Source organism: Flavobacterium xizangense, assembly GCF_054075145.1.
The window spans coordinates 280978-299663 of sequence record NZ_JBSIPG010000003.1 but is presented as its reverse complement, the minus strand read 5'-3'; the positions used below and the strand labels follow the sequence as shown (position 1 = coordinate 299663).

The following is an 18686-nucleotide window of genomic DNA, read 5'->3' as shown; positions in this document are numbered from 1 at the left end:
TCTTTAAGGCAAAAAGCCGAGAGGGCTCAACTCTCGGCTTTTTTATAAAACAAATTTGTTAGCAGTTCTAACCAATTCGGTAAAACAAACACTTATTTACAACTTCATCCAACTTAATTGCTGCTTTAATTTGTTTTATTATTTTGATTGGAGATAAATCAACATTCATTTTCTAGTATCCAGGATTTTGATATATCGCTTTCTCTTCATTAGTCATAATCATTGCATCAAACTGACCTTGAGGAATTGGACGTAAATAATGGTAGGGCTTAATATCTCTTGCTACAGTAAGTGGTGTATGGTTTCCGTATGCTGGACCACAAATTTGGTAAGAACTTGAAAGTTCTGTCCATTTTTGAGTACGAAGCAAATCATACCAACGGTATCCTTCACCAAAATATTCACGAGAACGCTCTGCCAAAATATAATTAATATCAATAACTGCTGGAGTTGCTGCGACCATTGCCGCACTGTTATCAACTGATTTTACTACATTTCCATTGTTATCAAATCTCCATTTTCCAGCACGAGCGCGTAAAACATTTACTAATTCTCTCGCACTTTTTCCGCCTTGAGGTGTAGCTCCCATAACAGCAGCTTCAGCAGCAATTAAATAAAGCTCTGATAATTTTGCAATATTATAAGGACGGGTGCTTGCTCCATTTGGAGAGCCAAGTCCAGTTCCGTTGTCTGTTCTGTAAGTTCCTAATTTCCATAAACCTGGATATATAATTCTACTAATACCACTTGGAGCAATAACAAAATCAGATCTTCCTGGTAATACTCCTGCTCCAACAGCTCCACCTTCAGGACCGTTTCCTGCTGCATAAACAATAGCTGGATTTTCAGTATTTAAGAAGGAAAGAATTGCACCTCCTGGAGCAACTGGCAAACCGTTTGCATTATTTAAAGTTGGCGTTGTTATACCCGCTTTATTCCAATTTCCTCGATATACGGTTGTAAATGTTCCATCGTAACGAGAATCGTTTGTTTTATCAGCAAAAGTATTCGTAATGGCACCGATAGTTGGACACATACGAGTAAATGGGCGCCCTAAATGCTGTTCTGCCTCACGCTGTACTGAACTTACACCTGAACTTCTGATAACAGTATAATTAGGAGTCATCATCCAAACTGCGAAATTTTCTGGAGCATTACCGCCTGAAAATGTAAGACTGCTGGCATTAAAAAATTCGCTTTTTTCAGTGTGATCAGCGTACAATAAAATTTCGCTATTGCGGTCATTGCTTCCTAAGTTTACATCATAATAAGTTGGTTGCAATGCAAATGCACCGTGGCTGTCAATTCCTGCCGCCGCTACATCATAAGCTTTCTGGAAATACCAAGCTGCATCATGTCCGTCTGGATCAATACGAGTAGTTTCAGGATAAGTTGGAATATTATTTGGATTTTTCAACCACCAAGCATACGTCAAATACGCTTTAGCCAAATAAAGTCTGGCTGCCGTTTTAGTCACACCTCCTTTTACTCTACCTGCATCTGGCAAATCATTAACTGCTGTTACTAAATCAGGAAAAATAGCTTTTGTATAAACTTGTGGTACCGTATTTCTAACAGAGAATCTTGACGGACTTGTATTGAACTTAAGTTCGCCCGCACCCAAATCTAATGGCACTCCTCCAAAAGTCTGAACTAACAAGAAATAATCAAATGCGCGGAAGAATCTGGCTTCAGCAATCATTGCATTTGAAACCGTTCCAATTGCTGTAGCATTTTCTATAACTCCGCTCGCTGTATTAATGTTGATGAATGCAGGTTGCCACAAAGCATCAGCACGGCTTGAAGAAGGTGTAATTGATCCTACACCAGAAAGATCCATATCCTTAAAGTTGGCATCAGCACTTTGTGCATAAGTCGCTTCATCAGTTCCGGTTTCGGTCGTATTGTAATAATAGCCTTGGCCATAGATATAGCGCAAGTGGGCATACATAGATGTTAATCCTGCAACAACACCTTTTTCAGTTTTAAAATATTCGGGAGTGTAAATACTGCGAGGTTCTTCTTCTAAAACATTAGAACATGCTCCCAGGAACAGCGTTATCATTGCTGTTGCCATAAAAGTTTTTATTTGTATAGGTTTCATTGTTATCTTTTTTAAAATGTTAAATTAAGGCCAAGCAAAAAGGTACGAGTTGAAGGAGTGTTTGTTCCTAATGTCAGTAAACGTCTTTTGTAGAAATCAGTTACTGCAGCATTTTCGTTACCGTATGAGTTGGTTTCAGGATCCATACCCGTTTCTTTGTGGTAAGGTGAATAAATTACGAATGGATTCTGCACAGTGCAGTAAAGACGAAATCTATCAACTCCTAAATCCTTAATGAATTTTTCAGTAATGTTATAACCAAGGGTGATTGTACGGATTTTAGCATAAGAAGCGTCAAAGTATCCTAAAGTAGATCCGTATTTTGGATTGTCATTACTTGAAATTCCTCCTGGTCTTGGATATTTTGCATCTGTATTTTCTGGTGTCCAATAGTCCACTTTTACGTTTCCTCTACGACCACTTAACATATTTAAGTAACCTGTTGAAGAGTAAAGTGTACTGATCAAAACTCCTCCGCTCTGGAAAGCTCCTACTACACTAAGATCAAGATTTTTATAAGCGACACGAGTATTGAAACCTCCAAGGAAATCAGGATTTACATCTATGATTTGTCTATCCGCAGGTCCAATTTGTCTTGTTGGTGAACCATCTGCGTTAAAATCTCCTGTATATTTTACTTTAATCATACCAACATTTCCTCCTGGCTCATATTTAGTAAGATTTGCATCTCCTTGTTGCCAAAGTCCTGTTTTCTCATAATCAAAAATCACATCAATTGGATGGCCAACAAACCACCAGTTATTCTCGTCACGAGTCTGTCCCGAAGACAAGGCTACTAACTTGTTTTTGTTCGAATAAAAGTTAACTCCAACATCCCAAGACCAGCCATTTGGATTGTCAAATATTGCTCCGTTAAGCGTAAATTCATAACCTTTATTTTGAGTTTGTCCAATATTTGCTGTGTAACTTCCTACACCTGCTGTTGGAGGCAAACCTACACTTAAAAGAATATCTTTTGTATCTGTAACATAATATTCCGCCGTACCAGTTAATCTGTTTTTAAAGAAACCAAAATCGATACCGTAATTCATTGTAGTCGAATATTCCCAGCCTAAATCAGGATTAGGAAGCGTTGATACATAATATCCAGTTGTATTTGTCTCTCCAAAATTGTAAGGTCTTGAAGCTAAACTTCCAAGTGTAGAATAAGGTGCAACCGCCTGGTTAGAAGTTTCCCCATAACCTGCGCGTAATTTTAACTGCTCCAGCCAATTCACATTTTGCATAAATGCTTCATTTTTAACATTCCAGCCAGCAGAAACCGCAGGATAAGTATGCCATTGATGTCCTTTAGCAAGTCTTGAAGAAGCGTCAGAACGAACAGTCGCTGTTAGCATATAGCGATTGTCATAAGAATACATAGCACGCGCCATGTAAGAAACCAATCCGCTTTGTTGATAGTCCTGATTATCTGGGTTAACCGAAATTTCACCTGCCGCTCTTCCTAAATTGTAAAATTGGAAATCGTCTGAAGGAATATCTTTTGCAGAAATCTGCGATCTGTTATATGTAGTTTGCTCTGAAGAATACATAGCAACTGCATTTACCTGGTGTTTTCCAAAAGTACGATCGTACGTAAGCAAGTTCTGAATCGTCCAGTTCGTATTTAGCGTATTTGTAACAGAAGCCGTAGAAACTGTTGTTGGATTAATACTAAATACTCCTTCACCTGTATATTGACCTCCATTAGTAGTACGGAAATTACCTCCCAAATCTATATGGAATTTTAAACCTTCAACACCTGGTATTTTTACCTCGGCATATAATGTGTTATAAGAACTATATGCTTTTGTCTGGTCGATCCATTTATCTCCCAAATTTTCTATAGTTTCTCTTGTATATACCCAGTTTTCATCTAATGGCATCTTAACTGTTCTTTTTAAAGAGCCATCCGCATTATATGGATTAGATATTGAAGTCGTACTTAAAGTATTATAAAGACTTAAATTACCACCGTTTGAAATAGAATAATTATTATTAGTCGTGAAACCAACTTTAAAGTACTGTCCTATTGCCTGATCTACAGCTGCTCTTAATGTTATACGGCTGTAGTCCTGTCCTGGCACTACTGCTTCTTCTTTGTAATAACTAGTTCCAAAATTATAGTTCCCCGTTTCAGTACCACCCGAAACACCAACATCATGATTAGTTACCAAACCTGCACCATACATTAAATCCTGCCAATCTGTATTTATATTGTCAGCTTCATCTGTCCCATTTGTGTAAAGCGGAGTAGTTGTTCCCGGAAGTGTAGCAGCTTTACGCAAAGCAACAAATTCAGGTCCGTTCATCATTGGGAATTTAGCAAAAATGGTTTTCAAACCACTGTATGTATTGTATGAAAACTTTGCTCTTTGTCCTTTTTGTCCTTTATTTGTTGATATTAAAATAACTCCATTTGCACCACGAGATCCGTAAATGGCTGTTGCCGAAGCATCTTTTAAGATATCAATACTTTTAATATTGTCTGGACTAATATCTCCAATTGATCCTGCAAATGGGACTCCGTCTAAAACTACCAGCGGATTGTTGTCAGCCGTTAGCGAACGTGTACCTCTAATACGAATTTGCATTTCGGCACCAGGTTTAGAAGATGTTTGATTCAATTGCACTCCCGCCAAACGCCCTTGCAAAGCCTGAGTAATATTAGCCGATGGTACTTCACGAATTGCCTCTCCTTTAATTGAAGAAACAGATCCAGTTACGGCCTCTTTTCGTTGCGTACCATAACCGATAACTACAACTTCCTGCAGGTTATTCTGGTTTTCCTCTAAAACTGCATTTATTTTATTCTTTCCTCCAACAGGAATTTCTTTATCCTTTAAACCTAAAAATGTAAATACTAAAACACCATTTGAAGGCACGTTAGTAATAGAATAATTTCCGTCAAAACCTGTAGCGACACTGTTTTTAGTGCCTTTAACAGTCACATTTGCCCCTGGAATTGGCCCACTTGCGTCAGATACAACTCCAGTTACTGTACTCTGAGCCGTCGCACTCACAGAAAACAGAAACATCAGAGATAAAAACCCCAAACATTTCAGGAGCTTTAATTTGCTTTTCATTTTAAAAAAGTTAGTCATAAAAATTGAGTTAGATAGTTAATATATAGTTTGAGTTAGTTGAATATCCAGAGGCAAAATCATATACTTTCATATAGGTCAAAAAATATGTTTTTGCATTACTTTAACAAATATATATAAAATTTCAAATCACACAACCGGTTGTGTATTATTTTTTTATTTATACCAAAAAAAATTACCATATAAATTAAACACTGAATAATTTTAAAGCTAAATAATTAAAAGATTGATAACAAAGCTTCTTTTTCAGCAAAACAATTAAAGCTATTTTTACTGATTTAGATCAATCGCTAATAATTTACTAAAACTCTCTAAAATTGGACTTATAAAGCATTTTAAAAGCAATTTAGCAAGCAAAAAAACAAGTGTACTTTAAAAATTTGAAGAAGTATTTCAAAAGACTTGGAAACAATTATTTAGATTATTTAAAGAAGTCAATAATGAAACTTTTATTTATCCGAAAAAGAGCTGATTTAAACACAATCGCTTGCACAAAAACTAAAAAAAAAGCTTCTTTTTTCAAAAAGAAGCTTTAGAATTTAATTCGCAAATATTTATCAAAAAGTAAATGCAAAAATCATTTCATTTAGATAAGTTTCGCCTGCCCTTAAAATTGAATTCGGGAAATGTTTTTTATTCGGTGCATCAGGAAAATTTTGAGGTTCAAAACAAATTGCCGGAAACTCTTTATATTGGTCATTATTTGAAAATGGCAAAACCGGAAATTTTTCTGGCGTATAAACAACCATTGCCGGCTGATTCGAAAAAATATACATATTAATGCCGCTTTCTGCAGAAGATAAAGAGGCTTTTAACTGCTTTTCATTAAATACAAAGGTATCATCAAAACCTTTAAAATCTTCTCTTTTGATTTTAGCTTTTTGATTTCTATCAAAAGCAGTTCCTTCAGATTTATTTAATTTTCCCGTAGGAAGTAATTGTGGGTCAACATCTAAATAAAAATCGCTGTTAATTTGCAATTCATGATCTAAAACAGACCCTTTTCCGTTTAAATTAAAGTAAACATGACTTGTCAAATTTACAGGAGTTGCCTGATCAGTAACAGCTTTGTAAGTAATTTTCACTTGATTTTCTGGTGTCAATTCAAATATAGCTTCAATATTCAAATTTCCAGGATAACCTTCTTCAAGATGTTTGCTTTCATATGACAACACTAAACGGTCTTCTGTCACTTCTTTTGCGGACCAAAACTTTTTGAAAAATCCGTTTTCGCCTCCATGAAGATGAACGCCATTCTGATTTTCAACCTTATAAAAGCTATCTTCAATTTCAAATCCACCACCAGAAATTCTTCCAGCATATCTTCCAATACTTGACCCTAAAAAGAGTTTTACATTTGAATAAGGCGCTTCTAGATAATCGGAAGCTTTTTTCAAACCTGCCGCAACATCAAAAATTTCGCCTTTTGCATTTTGAACTTTTAGCCCAATTACAGTAGCACCGAAATTGGAAATGGTCATTTCCAAAGCAACTTTATTTTTAATTGTAAATACTTCTAAATTTTCCATATCCTGATGCGATTCTGAATTAAAATCTTATAAATTCATTTTTTTAGCATCTTCTACAAATTGGTTCAAACCAATATCAGTAAGAGGATGTTTCAACAAACCTTTAATTGCTGATAATGGCCCAGTCATAACATCAGAACCTACTTTGGCACAATTGATTATGTGCATTGTGTGTCGCACAGAAGCCGAAAGAATTTGTGTATTGAAAGCGTAATTATCATAAATTTCTCTGATTTCAGCAATAAGATGCATTCCGTCCGTTGATACATCATCTAATCTTCCTAAAAAAGGAGACACGTAAGTCGCGCCAGCTTTGGCTGCAAGAAGCGCTTGTCCAGCCGAAAAAACTAATGTTACATTTGTTCTGATTTCTTTATCTGAAAAATATTTGCAAGCTTTAATTCCGTCAGCAATCATCGGTAATTTTACCACAATTTGCGGATGCAAGGCAGCAAGTTCCTCACCTTCTCTGATCATCCCATCAAAATCTGTCGAAATAACTTCTGCCGAAACATCACCGTCTACAATATTGCAGATATCCAGATAATGCTTCAAAATATTGGCTTTTCCCGTAATTCCTTCTTTCGCCATTAGCGACGGATTTGTTGTTACGCCATCTAAAACGCCTAATGCCTGCGCTTCTTTTATATCATTTAAATTTGCTGTGTCAATAAAAAATTTCATTGGTTTTTGGTTTTTATATTAATAGAGATTTCATATTTCCAATTCATTACAAAATGAATATCAAATAAAGATGAAAGTTTTTTTTATGTTTTAATTTGAAATAAAAAGCAAAAGAAATTGCTTTGAAAAGACAGCAGAAAACTATCTTTTTGAGTACAGAATTAATATACGGCCGTCAGCGCTTCAATCATCCAACGGCCATAATTACTAATTAATAAAGTTTTCCCTGGCGCATCAACTAACCTTCAAATATGCACCAGAGAAGAAAAACTACAAAAAACAATCTTCATTCCGATTTTATAACCTCACACAAAACCGAAAATTATTTTATGCAAAGCTGTATTCACAGCTTGTTAAATTAAATATATTGATTGATAATATTTTCAAACAATTCTTGTTTACCGCTTTGAAGATTTAATTCTCCATTTTCGTGAGCGATAGTATAAAGATCTTTAAGGTTTAATCTTCCATCAGCAAAATCTTTACCTTTTCCAGAATCGAAAGAACTGTATCTTTCTTTTCTTAATTTTTCATAAGGAGAAGAAGTGATGATTTTATCTGCAGTCAGTAACGCTCTTGCAAAAGTATCAGCTCCACCAATGTGCGCTAAGAAAACATCTTCTAGATCTGTAGAATTTCTTCTGATTTTAGCATCGAAGTTAACTCCACCACCTTGTAATCCACCAGCTTTTAAGAAAACCAACATTGCTTCAGTTGTTTCTTGGATGTTATTTGGGAACTGGTCTGTGTCCCATCCATTTTGGTAATCACCTCTGTTGGCATCAATACTTCCTAACATTCCTGCTTTTGCAGCTACTTCTAATTCGTGTTGGAAAGTATGTTGTGCCAATGTAGCATGGTTTACCTCAATGTTGATTTTGAAATCTTTGTCTAAACCATATTCTTTTAAGAATCCGATTGCTGTAGCCGAGTCAAAATCGTATTGGTGTTTTGATGGCTCCATTGGTTTTGGCTCAATAAAGAAAGTTCCTTTAAATCCTTGAGATCTTGCATAATCTCTTGACATTGTTAAGAATTGTGCCATGTGGTCTAATTCTCTTCCCATATCGGTGTTTAATAAAGACATGTAACCTTCTCTACCTCCCCAGAATACGTAGTTTTCTCCTCCTAAAGCAATTGTCGCATCCAAAGCTAATTTCACTTGTCCTCCGGCTCTTGCTACTACATTAAAATCAGGATTTGTAGCTGCTCCGTTCATAAATCTTGGATTTGAGAAACAGTTTGAAGTTCCCCAAAGTAATTTAATCCCAGATTCTGCTTTTTTCTGTTTTAAGTATTCTGTAATGAATGCCAAACGTTTTTCTGATTCGGCAAAAGTTGGTCCTTCAGCAATCAAATCATAATCGTGGAAACAGAAATAATCAAATCCCATTTTGCTGATAAATTCAAAAGCTGCATCAGCCTTATCTTTTGCTGCCTGATAAGGATCTGAAGATTGATCCCAAGCAAAATGTTGTGTTCCTGGTCCGAATGGATCACTTCCTTGTCCACAGAATGTATGCCAGTAAGCAATAGCAAATCTAAAGTGCTCACGCATTGTTTTTCCAGCTACAACTTGTTCTGGATTGTAATATTTAAATGCCAATGGATTATCAGATTCTTTTCCTTCAAATTTAATTTGGCCAATACCTTTGTAGTATTCTTTATCTCCTAAAACTATCATTTGTTCTTTTATTTAGTTGTTAATATTAATTCTAATTCTTGTTTCCATTTTTTATAAGCCATTTCGTAAGGTGCTGCGTTGTGCAACGGTAAAAACGTCATTACGTGATCGTTGTCACTAACATTAGCGCCAAATTTGCTGTAATCACCATCTTTTAGACCAACTGCTCTTGCTGCACCAACCGCTCCGGTTGTATTATAAATTTCAATTTCATGACCGATTAAAGTCGCTACAGTATTGGAGAAAATCTCCGAGCGAAAAAGGTTATCATTTCCTGCTCTAATGACATTAATCGTCGCATTATCATCTTTTAAACATTCCATTCCGTAAACAAACGAAAAAGCAATTCCTTCTAAAGAAGCTCTAAACAAATGCGCACTGTTATGAATATTCAAATTCAGATTTAAGAAATGCGTTCCAATGTTTTTATTGTTGAACATACGCTCAGCGCCATTTCCAAACGGAATCACCACAACGCCTTCTGATCCAACCTCAACATTCGAAGCTTTTTCGTTCATTGCTTCATAACTTTCGTTGCCCATATTATTACGAAGCCATCTGTACTGAATTCCCGCTCCGTTAATATTCAATAATTTCCCAACTCTAGGTGTTTCCAACTCGTAGTTCACATGAACGAAGTTGTTTACACGAGTGCTTTTTCCAGAAGACATTTCGCTTACCGCATAAAAAACGCCCGAAGTTCCCCCCGTTGCCGCTACTTCTCCCGGATTTAACACATTTAACGACAAAGCATTATTAGGCTGATCTCCAGCTCTGTAAACAATCGGAATTCCTACTGGTAATCCAGATTCTTTTGATGCTTTTTCAGTAACAACTCCTTGATTCGTAAAATTCTCTACAATTTTTGGCGTCAACGATTTATCGATTCCGTAGTAATCTAGAAGCCAATCGGCTACTTTATTTTCTTTATAATCCCAAAGCATTCCTTCAGACAAACCGTTTTTAGTTGTCGTTACTTCGCCCGTTAATTTCAAAGCGATGTAATCTCCCGGAAGCATGTATTTAGAGATTTTATTGTAAACTTCAGGCTCGTTTTCTTTTACCCATTTTAATTTTGAAGCGGTAAAATTCCCTGGAGAATTCAATAAATGCGACATGCATTTTTCTTCTCCAATATCGGCGAAAGCCTTATTCCCGATTTCAACCGCACGGCTGTCACACCAAATAATTGAATTTCGAAGCGCGTTTCCAGCTGCATCCACAATCACCAATCCGTGCATTTGATACGAAATACCAATTCCCTGAATTTTTGATGCATCAATATTAGCTTCTTTAATCGCTCTTTTTGTTGCCGTACAAATGTGCTGCCACCAAATCTCCGGATCTTGCTCCGCCCAATCTGGGTGAATAGATAAAATTTCCATTTCGTTCTGCGGTTCATTCAGAACGATTACTTTTTTACCTGTTTCTGCTTCTACCAAGGCTGTCTTGACAGAAGAACTTCCAATATCATAACCTATATAATACATACTTACAATGATTCTCTTATTATTAATTTTGTCGGCACATAACACTGCGTTTCTTCGTCATGCGTAATAAATGCCGCTGCTTTGGTTCCTAATTCTTTGAAATCAGTTGACACAACCGAAATTCCTTTGTAAATAAATTTTTTCATTGGTGTTTCGTTATACGACAAAAAGCCAACGTCTTTTCCGGGTTCATAATCTTTCTCTTTACACTGTTCTAAAAAGTGTCCCAAAATCCTATCACTCACACTGATATAAGCAATTCCTTTTTCGATATTGAACTTTTTCGGATCTGTAATCATTTCAAATTCAAAATTGAAATCAGCACAAAATTTCTTGAAATATTCTACTGTTTCCCAAGGATGATTGGTAAAATCCGGATATACAAAATGTATCTTTTTATACTTTTTGAACAAATCTACAGCCTCTGTCAGAGACTCATAAAACGCTTTCCCAAAATCCTGAAAAACATAATTATTTGTTTTCTTAGCTTGAATATTCCAATCAATCAAAAGCAATTTATCTTTCGAAATTGCCGATAATGCCGGGGCAATCTCTTTGTGATCAAAATTCATCACCACATATTTGTAATATTTCCCAATTCCGTTATTGATGATTGTTTTAAAAACATCAATATTATAATGATGAAACTGCACATCAGTAATCACATTATCCGGCACATTATTCACAAATGAATGATACAAAACCTCTTTATAAGCCTTAAAAGTGTCTAAAACCAAAAGCACTTTTCTCGTTTCGCCCGCTACATAATAGCCTTTATTTGGTACAGAGTCAATTGTATTTTGATCTTTTAAAATCGAATACGCTTTAAAAACTGTGTCTCTCGAAAGCTGATACGTTTTGCAGATTACATTCACTGACGGAAGCAAATCTCCCTTTTGTAAAATATTCTCCGCAATGGCATTCGTAATTCCGTCAACCAACTGCTGATACTTCGGAATATCACTTTCGTGATTAATTATAAACTCAAATTTTTCTTCTTCTTTTAGCATACCGTTCTGTTCCGTTCTGTTATGCTAAAGTAATTAAAAATCTTTTATAAAAAATTAATTTTTACATGAATTATGTTATTTTTTTTAAGCTCTTTTATTCTAATAATTTGGGCGTGTTTCGCCACGGCGAACCGGGCTATACGTTTCAAGTCCTCGCCTCGTCAAAAGACGAGATGGGCTTTCCACTTCTATCCCTCACGCAAACTGTTTTCAAAAGAAATTACAGTATTATTTACCGCACCTTTGTCATTTCGTTTTAGAAATTTGAAATGACAAATTGTACGGAAAAACGTTGTCTACAAATAATCCTTCTTTTGATTTAAAAATATTCGCAGACGCATGATCTCTTCTTTGATAATTAAACCTATTAAAAACAATAACATCTTTTTGAACAACCGGTTGTGATTTCACGAAAATTTTTTTACATGCCATTATACGAACCATAGAAAAGGTTAATACTATAATTTTTAAACCAGCTGTTCTTAAGTCAATCATCTTCAGAATTAATTTTGAAAATAGTCTTGTTTAATCTTCTTTATTGTAAGGATCAATTGTTACAATTGAACCATCTTCATTATATTCAATTTTAGTCACTTTTATAGACCTCAAGTGCGTCACTCCTTTTGACAAACTCGAATCATGATAAAATAAATACCATTCTTTATTTATTTCACAGATCGAATGATGCGAAGTCCAGCCCACAACAGGATTCAAAATTCTTCCCTGATACGTAAAAGGCCCATAAGGATTATCACCAATTGCGTAACAAATAAAATGCGTATCGCCCGTTGAATAAGAGAAATAATATTTTCCGTTGTATTTATGAACCCATGACGCTTCAAAAAAACGACGATCGTTATCACCGGCTAATAAGGCATTTCCATTTTCGTCTAAGATTTTGATTTCTTTCGGTTCTTCAGCAAACTCTTTCATATCATCTGAAAGCAAAGCTACGATTGGCCCTAAAGCTACTTCATTTGCCTTTGGCTCTTCATATGACTTATCATAAGTGTTATTTCTATATTTTTGAAGCTGACCTCCCCAAATTCCGCCAAAATAAATATAGTACTTACCGTCGCTATCCTCAAAAACAGCCGGATCAATACTGTAGCTCCCTTTTATAGCATTTGGTTCTGACTTAAATGGTCCAGTTGGAGAATCGCTTATTGCCACGCCAATCTGGAAAATTCCGTCTGCGCGTTTTGCCGGAAAATACAAATAATGCTTACCGTTTTTACAAGCCGCATCAGGCGCCCACATTTGTCGAACAGCCCAGGGAACATCATTAACATGCAAAGCTACGCCATGATCTACTGCTTCTGCATCAACATTTTCCATGGAAATAACATGGTAATCTTCCATTCCGAAATGATCTCCATTGTCATTGAACGGAATTCCTGCATCAATATCATGCGATGGATATATGTATATTTTTCCGTTAAAAACGTGTGCCGACGGATCAGCGGTATAAATATGATTCACTAATGGATTTGAAATTGCGCGTTTAGCTAATGCTACAAAGTCAATGTTTTCAATATTATCTTCAGGCATGTTCTCTTTTTTTATTTTTTAATACATTAAACTCTTCTCTCTTTTAAATCTGATTCAATCTGCACTTCCATTTTCTTGTCGATTTTGTAAAAAAACAATAATCCAACGCCAATAAGGAAAGGGATAGCTGGAAAAACACTAACCAACAGTTTTATTCCATTTATAGCTATATCAGTCTGCTGTGCAGCATTTGGGACGTAATTAAAATGTCCTAATAATGAAGTTGTCAAAGCGCCTCCAATGCTTAAACCTGCTTTTAACCCGACCATCATGGCAGAAAAGATAATTGCAGTTGCTCGGCGGTTATTCATCCATTCAGAATAATCGGCAACATCGGCAATCATTGCCCAAAGAATCGGAATTGTGATTCCGTAGAAAAATCCATGCAGAATTTGGGAGAAAAATATGAAGCCAATTGATGATGAAGGAAAGAAGTAAAAAGCAATAACAAAAAGCGTTGAAATGAATAAAAACAAACCAAACACATTTCGTTTTCCGTATTTATCCGCAAGATTTTTAGACAAGGTAATTCCGACTATCATAAAGATAATACCGCCGGCATTAAACAATCCAAATCCCGCTGAAACAGGATCATTTCCAAAATGATTCAAACCAATTTTTGACAAAGTATCTAAAATAGGCTGAATAAAAATCGCCAATTGCTCCTTATCTACATAATTTTCAAAATAATAGACATATGATCCACCTTTCATTGCAAGTGTTATAAAAACCAAAGTTGTAAGTGAAAGCATGATTACCCATGGTCTGTTTTTGACCAAATCACTTAAATCTTCTTTTACACTTGATTTTTGTTCCGGCTTAGGAATAATTCTTTCTTTTGTTGTCAAAAAGGTGATTAAAAGCATGATGGTCCCGATAATCGCCAAAACTGTCATCACTTTTTCTATCCCAACAGCCTTATCACCATTTCCGGCACTTTTTATAATCCCGAGCATAAATACCTGAACAAAAAACTGCGCAAACATAACCGCCACAAAACGATAGGATGACATACTGTTTCGTTCGCCCATATCGCCTGTAATTACACCACTTAAGGCTGAATATGGCAAATTATTTCCCGCATAAAAAAGCAATAATAAACTATAAGTCGCAACTGCATAAATCACTTTTCCCTGATAAGAGAAATTTGGCGTTGTAAAAGCCAGTAATGCAATTACGCCCAATGGTACAGCTGTCCATAAAATCCAAGGTCTGAATTTTCCCCATTTCGTACTCGTTCTATCTGCGAGTACACCAATAATTGGATTAAAAATAAAAGCGGCAATCAAACCGACAACCAACATAATTATAGAAGAATGCGCAGGCGATAATCCGTAAATATCGGTATAAAAATACGCCAGATAAGTCATCAAGGTCTGAAAAACTAAATTTGCAGCAAGATCACCTAAGCTATATCCAATTTTTTCTTTTATGGATAGTTTTTGGGAATTAAAATTCATTATTGGTTCGTGGTTATTGTGGTTAATTTTTACAATCAATTCTTATAAAAAATCGATCATTTCAGTTAGCTCTTATACTGATTTCAAAAGCTTTTTACTTAAGCAATCGGTTGTGTAAATTTAGTAAAAAAAATACACCATCCAAATTTACTTTATTTAATTGCATTATTTTCAGAAAAACAGTCAGTTCGCATTCTCAATAAATAGAATTCGCACTCTTTTTTATTCTTTTTTTGCTTTAAGCTGAAGAATGCTATCGTATGCTTTTTTATGTTTCAACTGAGTATCAAATGGAAGCGGATAATTTGTTCTTCCTTTTATAGGCCAGTCATTTAGCCATGATTGTCCGTCATGAACGCCCCAAAAAGTAACTCTGCTTATTTTGTCTTTATGCTTTAAAAATAACTTGAAAATAGAAACATAACGTTCAGCTAATTTATTCTGAATAGAATCTGGCAATGCTTTTGGATATGGATTCATTTTTTCATTTCCTTCGAATTTCTGATTTACATCAGCACCTTTTAAATCCCATGGATTTGGCAAGACCGTAATATCCAATTCCGTAAATGCAACTTTAATTCCTAAAGCCGAATATTCCAAAATACTTTTTTCGATTTCTTCAATTGATGGACTTGCTAATCGCCAATGTCCCTGAATTCCAACTCCATCCACTTTTCCACCTGCCGCTTTTATTTTTTTGATTAAAGCGATAGCTCCAGCTCTTTTTGCAGGTTCTTCAATATTATAATCGTTGTAATACAAATCTACTTTTGAATCTGCTTTTGCAGCAAGTTTGAATGCATCAACTAAATATTGCTCTCCAAGTGTATTCAAAAATACTGACTTTCTTAAAGTTCCATCTTCGTTTAAAGCTTCATTTACAACATCCCATGAACCAATTCTTCCTTTGTATTTAGAAACAATTGTCGTGATATGATCTTGCATAAACGCTTTCATTTCGGTACTGTCTTTTATTTTTTCCATCCAGGGCGCTAATTGACTGTGCCAAATCAAAGTATGTCCGTGAACAAACATTTTATTTTTTTCGCCATACGCCACAAATTTGTCAGCTAATGTAAAATCATATTTATCCTTTTGCGGATGCACAAACATTGATTTCATAATATTTTCCGCTGTAATTGCATTAAACTCTTTTTTAATCAACGAATCTTCTTTAGTATTTTTTTCCTGAATTTGGTCAGCGCTTAAAGCCGTACCGATATAGAAATCGTCTTTATAAGCATCTTTTAACGACAGCGTTTCTTTTTTCGAAGAACAACTTACCATCAGCAACGTTGCGACGGCAAACACATAAGGGTTAATAAATTTCATATTTTGTGGTTTTAATAGTTAATAGTTTTTTTCGCTCAGTTTGTCATTTCTTCCTAAAACTTTCCGGTGGCCCTAAATACGACTCCAAAACTTTTCCTTCTTCTGTTTCAATTACAATTTTCTGGAGCACCACAGCCGGATCGATCGCATAAATTTTCAAAACATGATTTCCTGATTTTTCAATTTGATGTTCCGATGTAATTATTTTAATATTATTTGCAACCGATGACGCCCAAGCTTTTTCTGACGAATCTGCATTGAGGTTCATAATTTGCGGTTTTTCCGAATCAAAAGCAATTCCGTATTTTAATCCATCACCCATTTTAAAATTGATTGTTGGCGAAAAATAGGCGTTTACTTTTATCTTTCCCTTGCTGAAAAAATGAACATCATATTCTAATCTTGGTGACTGTTGTGAAATTTCAATCGGCTGAACATTCGAAGGTTTTATTGTTATTCCAGAATCTGTTTTACCAAGATTTGGGATTATAGTCCATTTTACAGCATCTGAATTTATTGCTTTAGAATAGTTTTTGCTTTCTATCGAAATATAACCGTTGTTCTCAACAAAACCTCGAACATGACCTAAATTTCTATTTTTATTAGTTGATACCTCAGCCTTCATAGAAATTTTCGCTTCGTCTTTATTTGAAACCTCAATTGTTTTCGTTTTTGGAATCACATTTTTATCGGGCTGTTGCCAATTTGTATATCCAATATGCGTCTGTGACATCATATGATTCCATTTACCGCTTGCAACTTTGGTATGATAATAATTTGTCAGCAGACTATCTTTTTCGAATAACATTTTTACTTTTTCAGCATAATCATTTGCCGAAGCTCTTCCCTGCTCTGCATATAAATGATTTTTGGCCGTCGCGACATACAATTCGTTTAAATTGGCACTTGCCAAAACCGGAAATAAAACCAGCTGATAAAAGGCATCTTTATATTCAGGTTTCAATTTCTCGTTTATTGCATTGGCTTTTTTAACCAATATTTGATAATCCGTAACAACTTGATCTGCTTCGTTATAATTTGTGATGCTATACGTTTTCTCATCTAATAATTCAGGTTTTCTACGAGAATTATACTTGGTGTATAATTTTAAAATCTCAGCAATTTCCACTGCAAGCTGACCTCCAAAATTCTCTTTTGCCCAATTCACATAATAATCTTGTAAATTTCCGGCATTGAACTTTTCTGGGTTCCAAGCCATATCAAGGAAAAACTCAATTGGAAATTCCATCGGTTTTATATCACCAACATTAACAATCCAAATTTTATCAACTCCGTGTTGATACGCCAGATCCATTTGTTCCCAAGTACGCTCGATTTGGTTGGTATTGATCCATTTATAATTTCGAGGTCCGCCAACATAATCATAATGATAATAAATTCCGTAACCGCCTTTTCTTGCTTTGGCATTCAGTTCCGGCAGTTTTCTAATATTTCCCCAATTATCATCGCACAATAAAAGTGTTACATCATCGGGCACCGTCATTCCTTTGTCGTAATAATCCTGAACTTCTTTATAAAGCGCCCACATTTGAGGCGTTTCTTCAATTGGCTTTTTAGTAACTTCTTGAATGATATTACGCTGTGTTTTTACAATATTTTCCAAAAGTCCAATGGCAGTTCCTTTAGTCATTGGTTCATCGCCGTCGCCTCGCATTCCAATTGTCACAATGGTTTCTTTATTTCCCATTCGTTTAATTCCGTCTTTCCAGAAATTAATCAAGGTTTCTGAATTGGTATTAAAATCCCATTTTCCTTTTTCTTTTCCCCATTCAGCATGCGCTCTCGTTAACGGTTCGTGATGCGAAGTTCCCATCACAATTCCATATTCATCGGCCAAAACAGCATTCTGAGGATCATCCATATAAAACATTCTGCCCCACATCGCTGGCCATAAATAATTGCCTTTCATTCGCAAAATCAATTCAAAAACGTTGTCGTAAAATTTCGAATTGAATCCGCCAAATTTTTCAAAAGCCCAGCCTGTTAATGCAGGCGCTTCATCATTTATAAAAATACCACGATACTTTACTTTTGGTTCTCCCTGCGAGTGTATTCCTGGCAAAACATGCAATTCCGATTGTTTTTTAACCGGAACATCTGCCCAAAAATACCATGGAGAAATACCAATCTGGCAAGACAAATCGTAAATTCCGTAAATTGTTCCTCTTTTATCTGAACCTGCAATTACCAAGGCTTTTTTTATTCCTTTAAACGGATTTTCAACAATTTGCGTGGTAAATTTTTCCCATTTTCCCTGAAGCTGATTCGCGTCAATTTTTCCTTCTTTGGCTAATTGATCAATGATTTCACTTTTCCCTAATGTTCCAATTATGACAACAAAACCTTCGGCTTCAGAAATATTTTTTATTCTCTTCGAATGCAAATCAGAAACTTTAAAAAGATCGTTTTCTAAATGTCCTGTTACTTTTAAAACTCCTGCATAATCTTTATCGTCAACCAAAATTGAAGCTATTTTTCCTTTCGAAACTAAAGGGAAATTTTTAGCAGAAGACTGATTTACTATATATTTCTCTGGATTTATGGCATATGTATTTGTGCTTAATCCTATAAGGAAAAGCAGAGAAATTATATTTAGCATCTTAAATTTTAAACACATAGAATCATAGTTTTTCTTTGTCTGCAAAAAGGCGTTTCACTTGTTTTAATAAACATAGTTTTTCGTTCTTTCAATTTTTCCGTTCTATTTTGTCATTCAG

Annotated in this window: 11 protein-coding genes; all 11 read right to left on the bottom strand. The window is 35.3% G+C overall.

The annotated features are described in order from the left end of the window. Positions 1–172: 172 nt before the first annotated feature. Entirely contained in the window at positions 173–2104 is a 1932-nt protein-coding gene (locus tag ACWA1B_RS11475) for a RagB/SusD family nutrient uptake outer membrane protein (protein ID WP_456906961.1), read from the bottom strand. An 11-nt stretch (positions 2105–2115) separates the two neighbouring features. Next, positions 2116–5190, bottom strand: coding sequence for a SusC/RagA family TonB-linked outer membrane protein (locus tag ACWA1B_RS11470; RefSeq protein WP_456906959.1), 3075 nt, complete (start codon positions 5188–5190; stop codon positions 2116–2118). A gap of 575 nt (positions 5191–5765) precedes the next feature. Continuing rightward, the gene (locus ACWA1B_RS11465; protein ID WP_456906957.1) at positions 5766–6737 is read right to left on the bottom strand and encodes an aldose epimerase family protein; all 972 of its coding nucleotides are present in this window, start codon (positions 6735–6737) and stop codon (positions 5766–5768) included. 27 nt (positions 6738–6764) lie between these two features. Then, positions 6765–7421 carry a fructose-6-phosphate aldolase gene (fsa, locus tag ACWA1B_RS11460; protein WP_456906955.1) on the bottom strand — a complete coding sequence of 219 codons (657 nt, stop codon included), beginning with the start codon at positions 7419–7421 and terminating at the stop codon, positions 6765–6767. A 358-nt stretch (positions 7422–7779) separates the two neighbouring features. Beyond that, positions 7780–9105, bottom strand: coding sequence for a xylose isomerase (xylA, locus tag ACWA1B_RS11455; RefSeq protein ID WP_456906953.1), 1326 nt, complete (start codon positions 9103–9105; stop codon positions 7780–7782). Positions 9106–9113: 8 nt separating this feature from the next. Further along, a complete protein-coding gene (locus ACWA1B_RS11450) occupies positions 9114–10595 on the bottom strand; it encodes a xylulokinase (RefSeq protein WP_456906951.1) in 1482 nt (493 codons plus the stop codon). A gap of 2 nt (positions 10596–10597) precedes the next feature. After that, on the bottom strand, positions 10598–11605 hold the full coding sequence (locus ACWA1B_RS11445; RefSeq protein ID WP_456906949.1) for a GntR family transcriptional regulator: 1008 nt from the start codon (positions 11603–11605) through the stop codon (positions 10598–10600). 525 nt (positions 11606–12130) lie between these two features. Continuing rightward, complete coding sequence (locus ACWA1B_RS11440; protein ID WP_456906947.1) at positions 12131–13156, bottom strand: glycoside hydrolase family 43 protein; 1026 nt, start codon at positions 13154–13156, stop codon at positions 12131–12133. A 26-nt stretch (positions 13157–13182) separates the two neighbouring features. Further along, the gene (locus tag ACWA1B_RS11435; RefSeq protein ID WP_456906945.1) at positions 13183–14616 is read right to left on the bottom strand and encodes an MFS transporter; all 1434 of its coding nucleotides are present in this window, start codon (positions 14614–14616) and stop codon (positions 13183–13185) included. 222 nt (positions 14617–14838) lie between these two features. Then, entirely contained in the window at positions 14839–15948 is a 1110-nt protein-coding gene (locus tag ACWA1B_RS11430) for an endo-1,4-beta-xylanase (RefSeq protein ID WP_456906943.1), read from the bottom strand. Between the two features lie 43 nt (positions 15949–15991). Beyond that, a complete protein-coding gene (locus ACWA1B_RS11425) occupies positions 15992–18568 on the bottom strand; it encodes a glycosyl hydrolase 115 family protein (protein ID WP_456906941.1) in 2577 nt (858 codons plus the stop codon). Between the last annotated feature and the right edge of the window lie 118 nt (positions 18569–18686).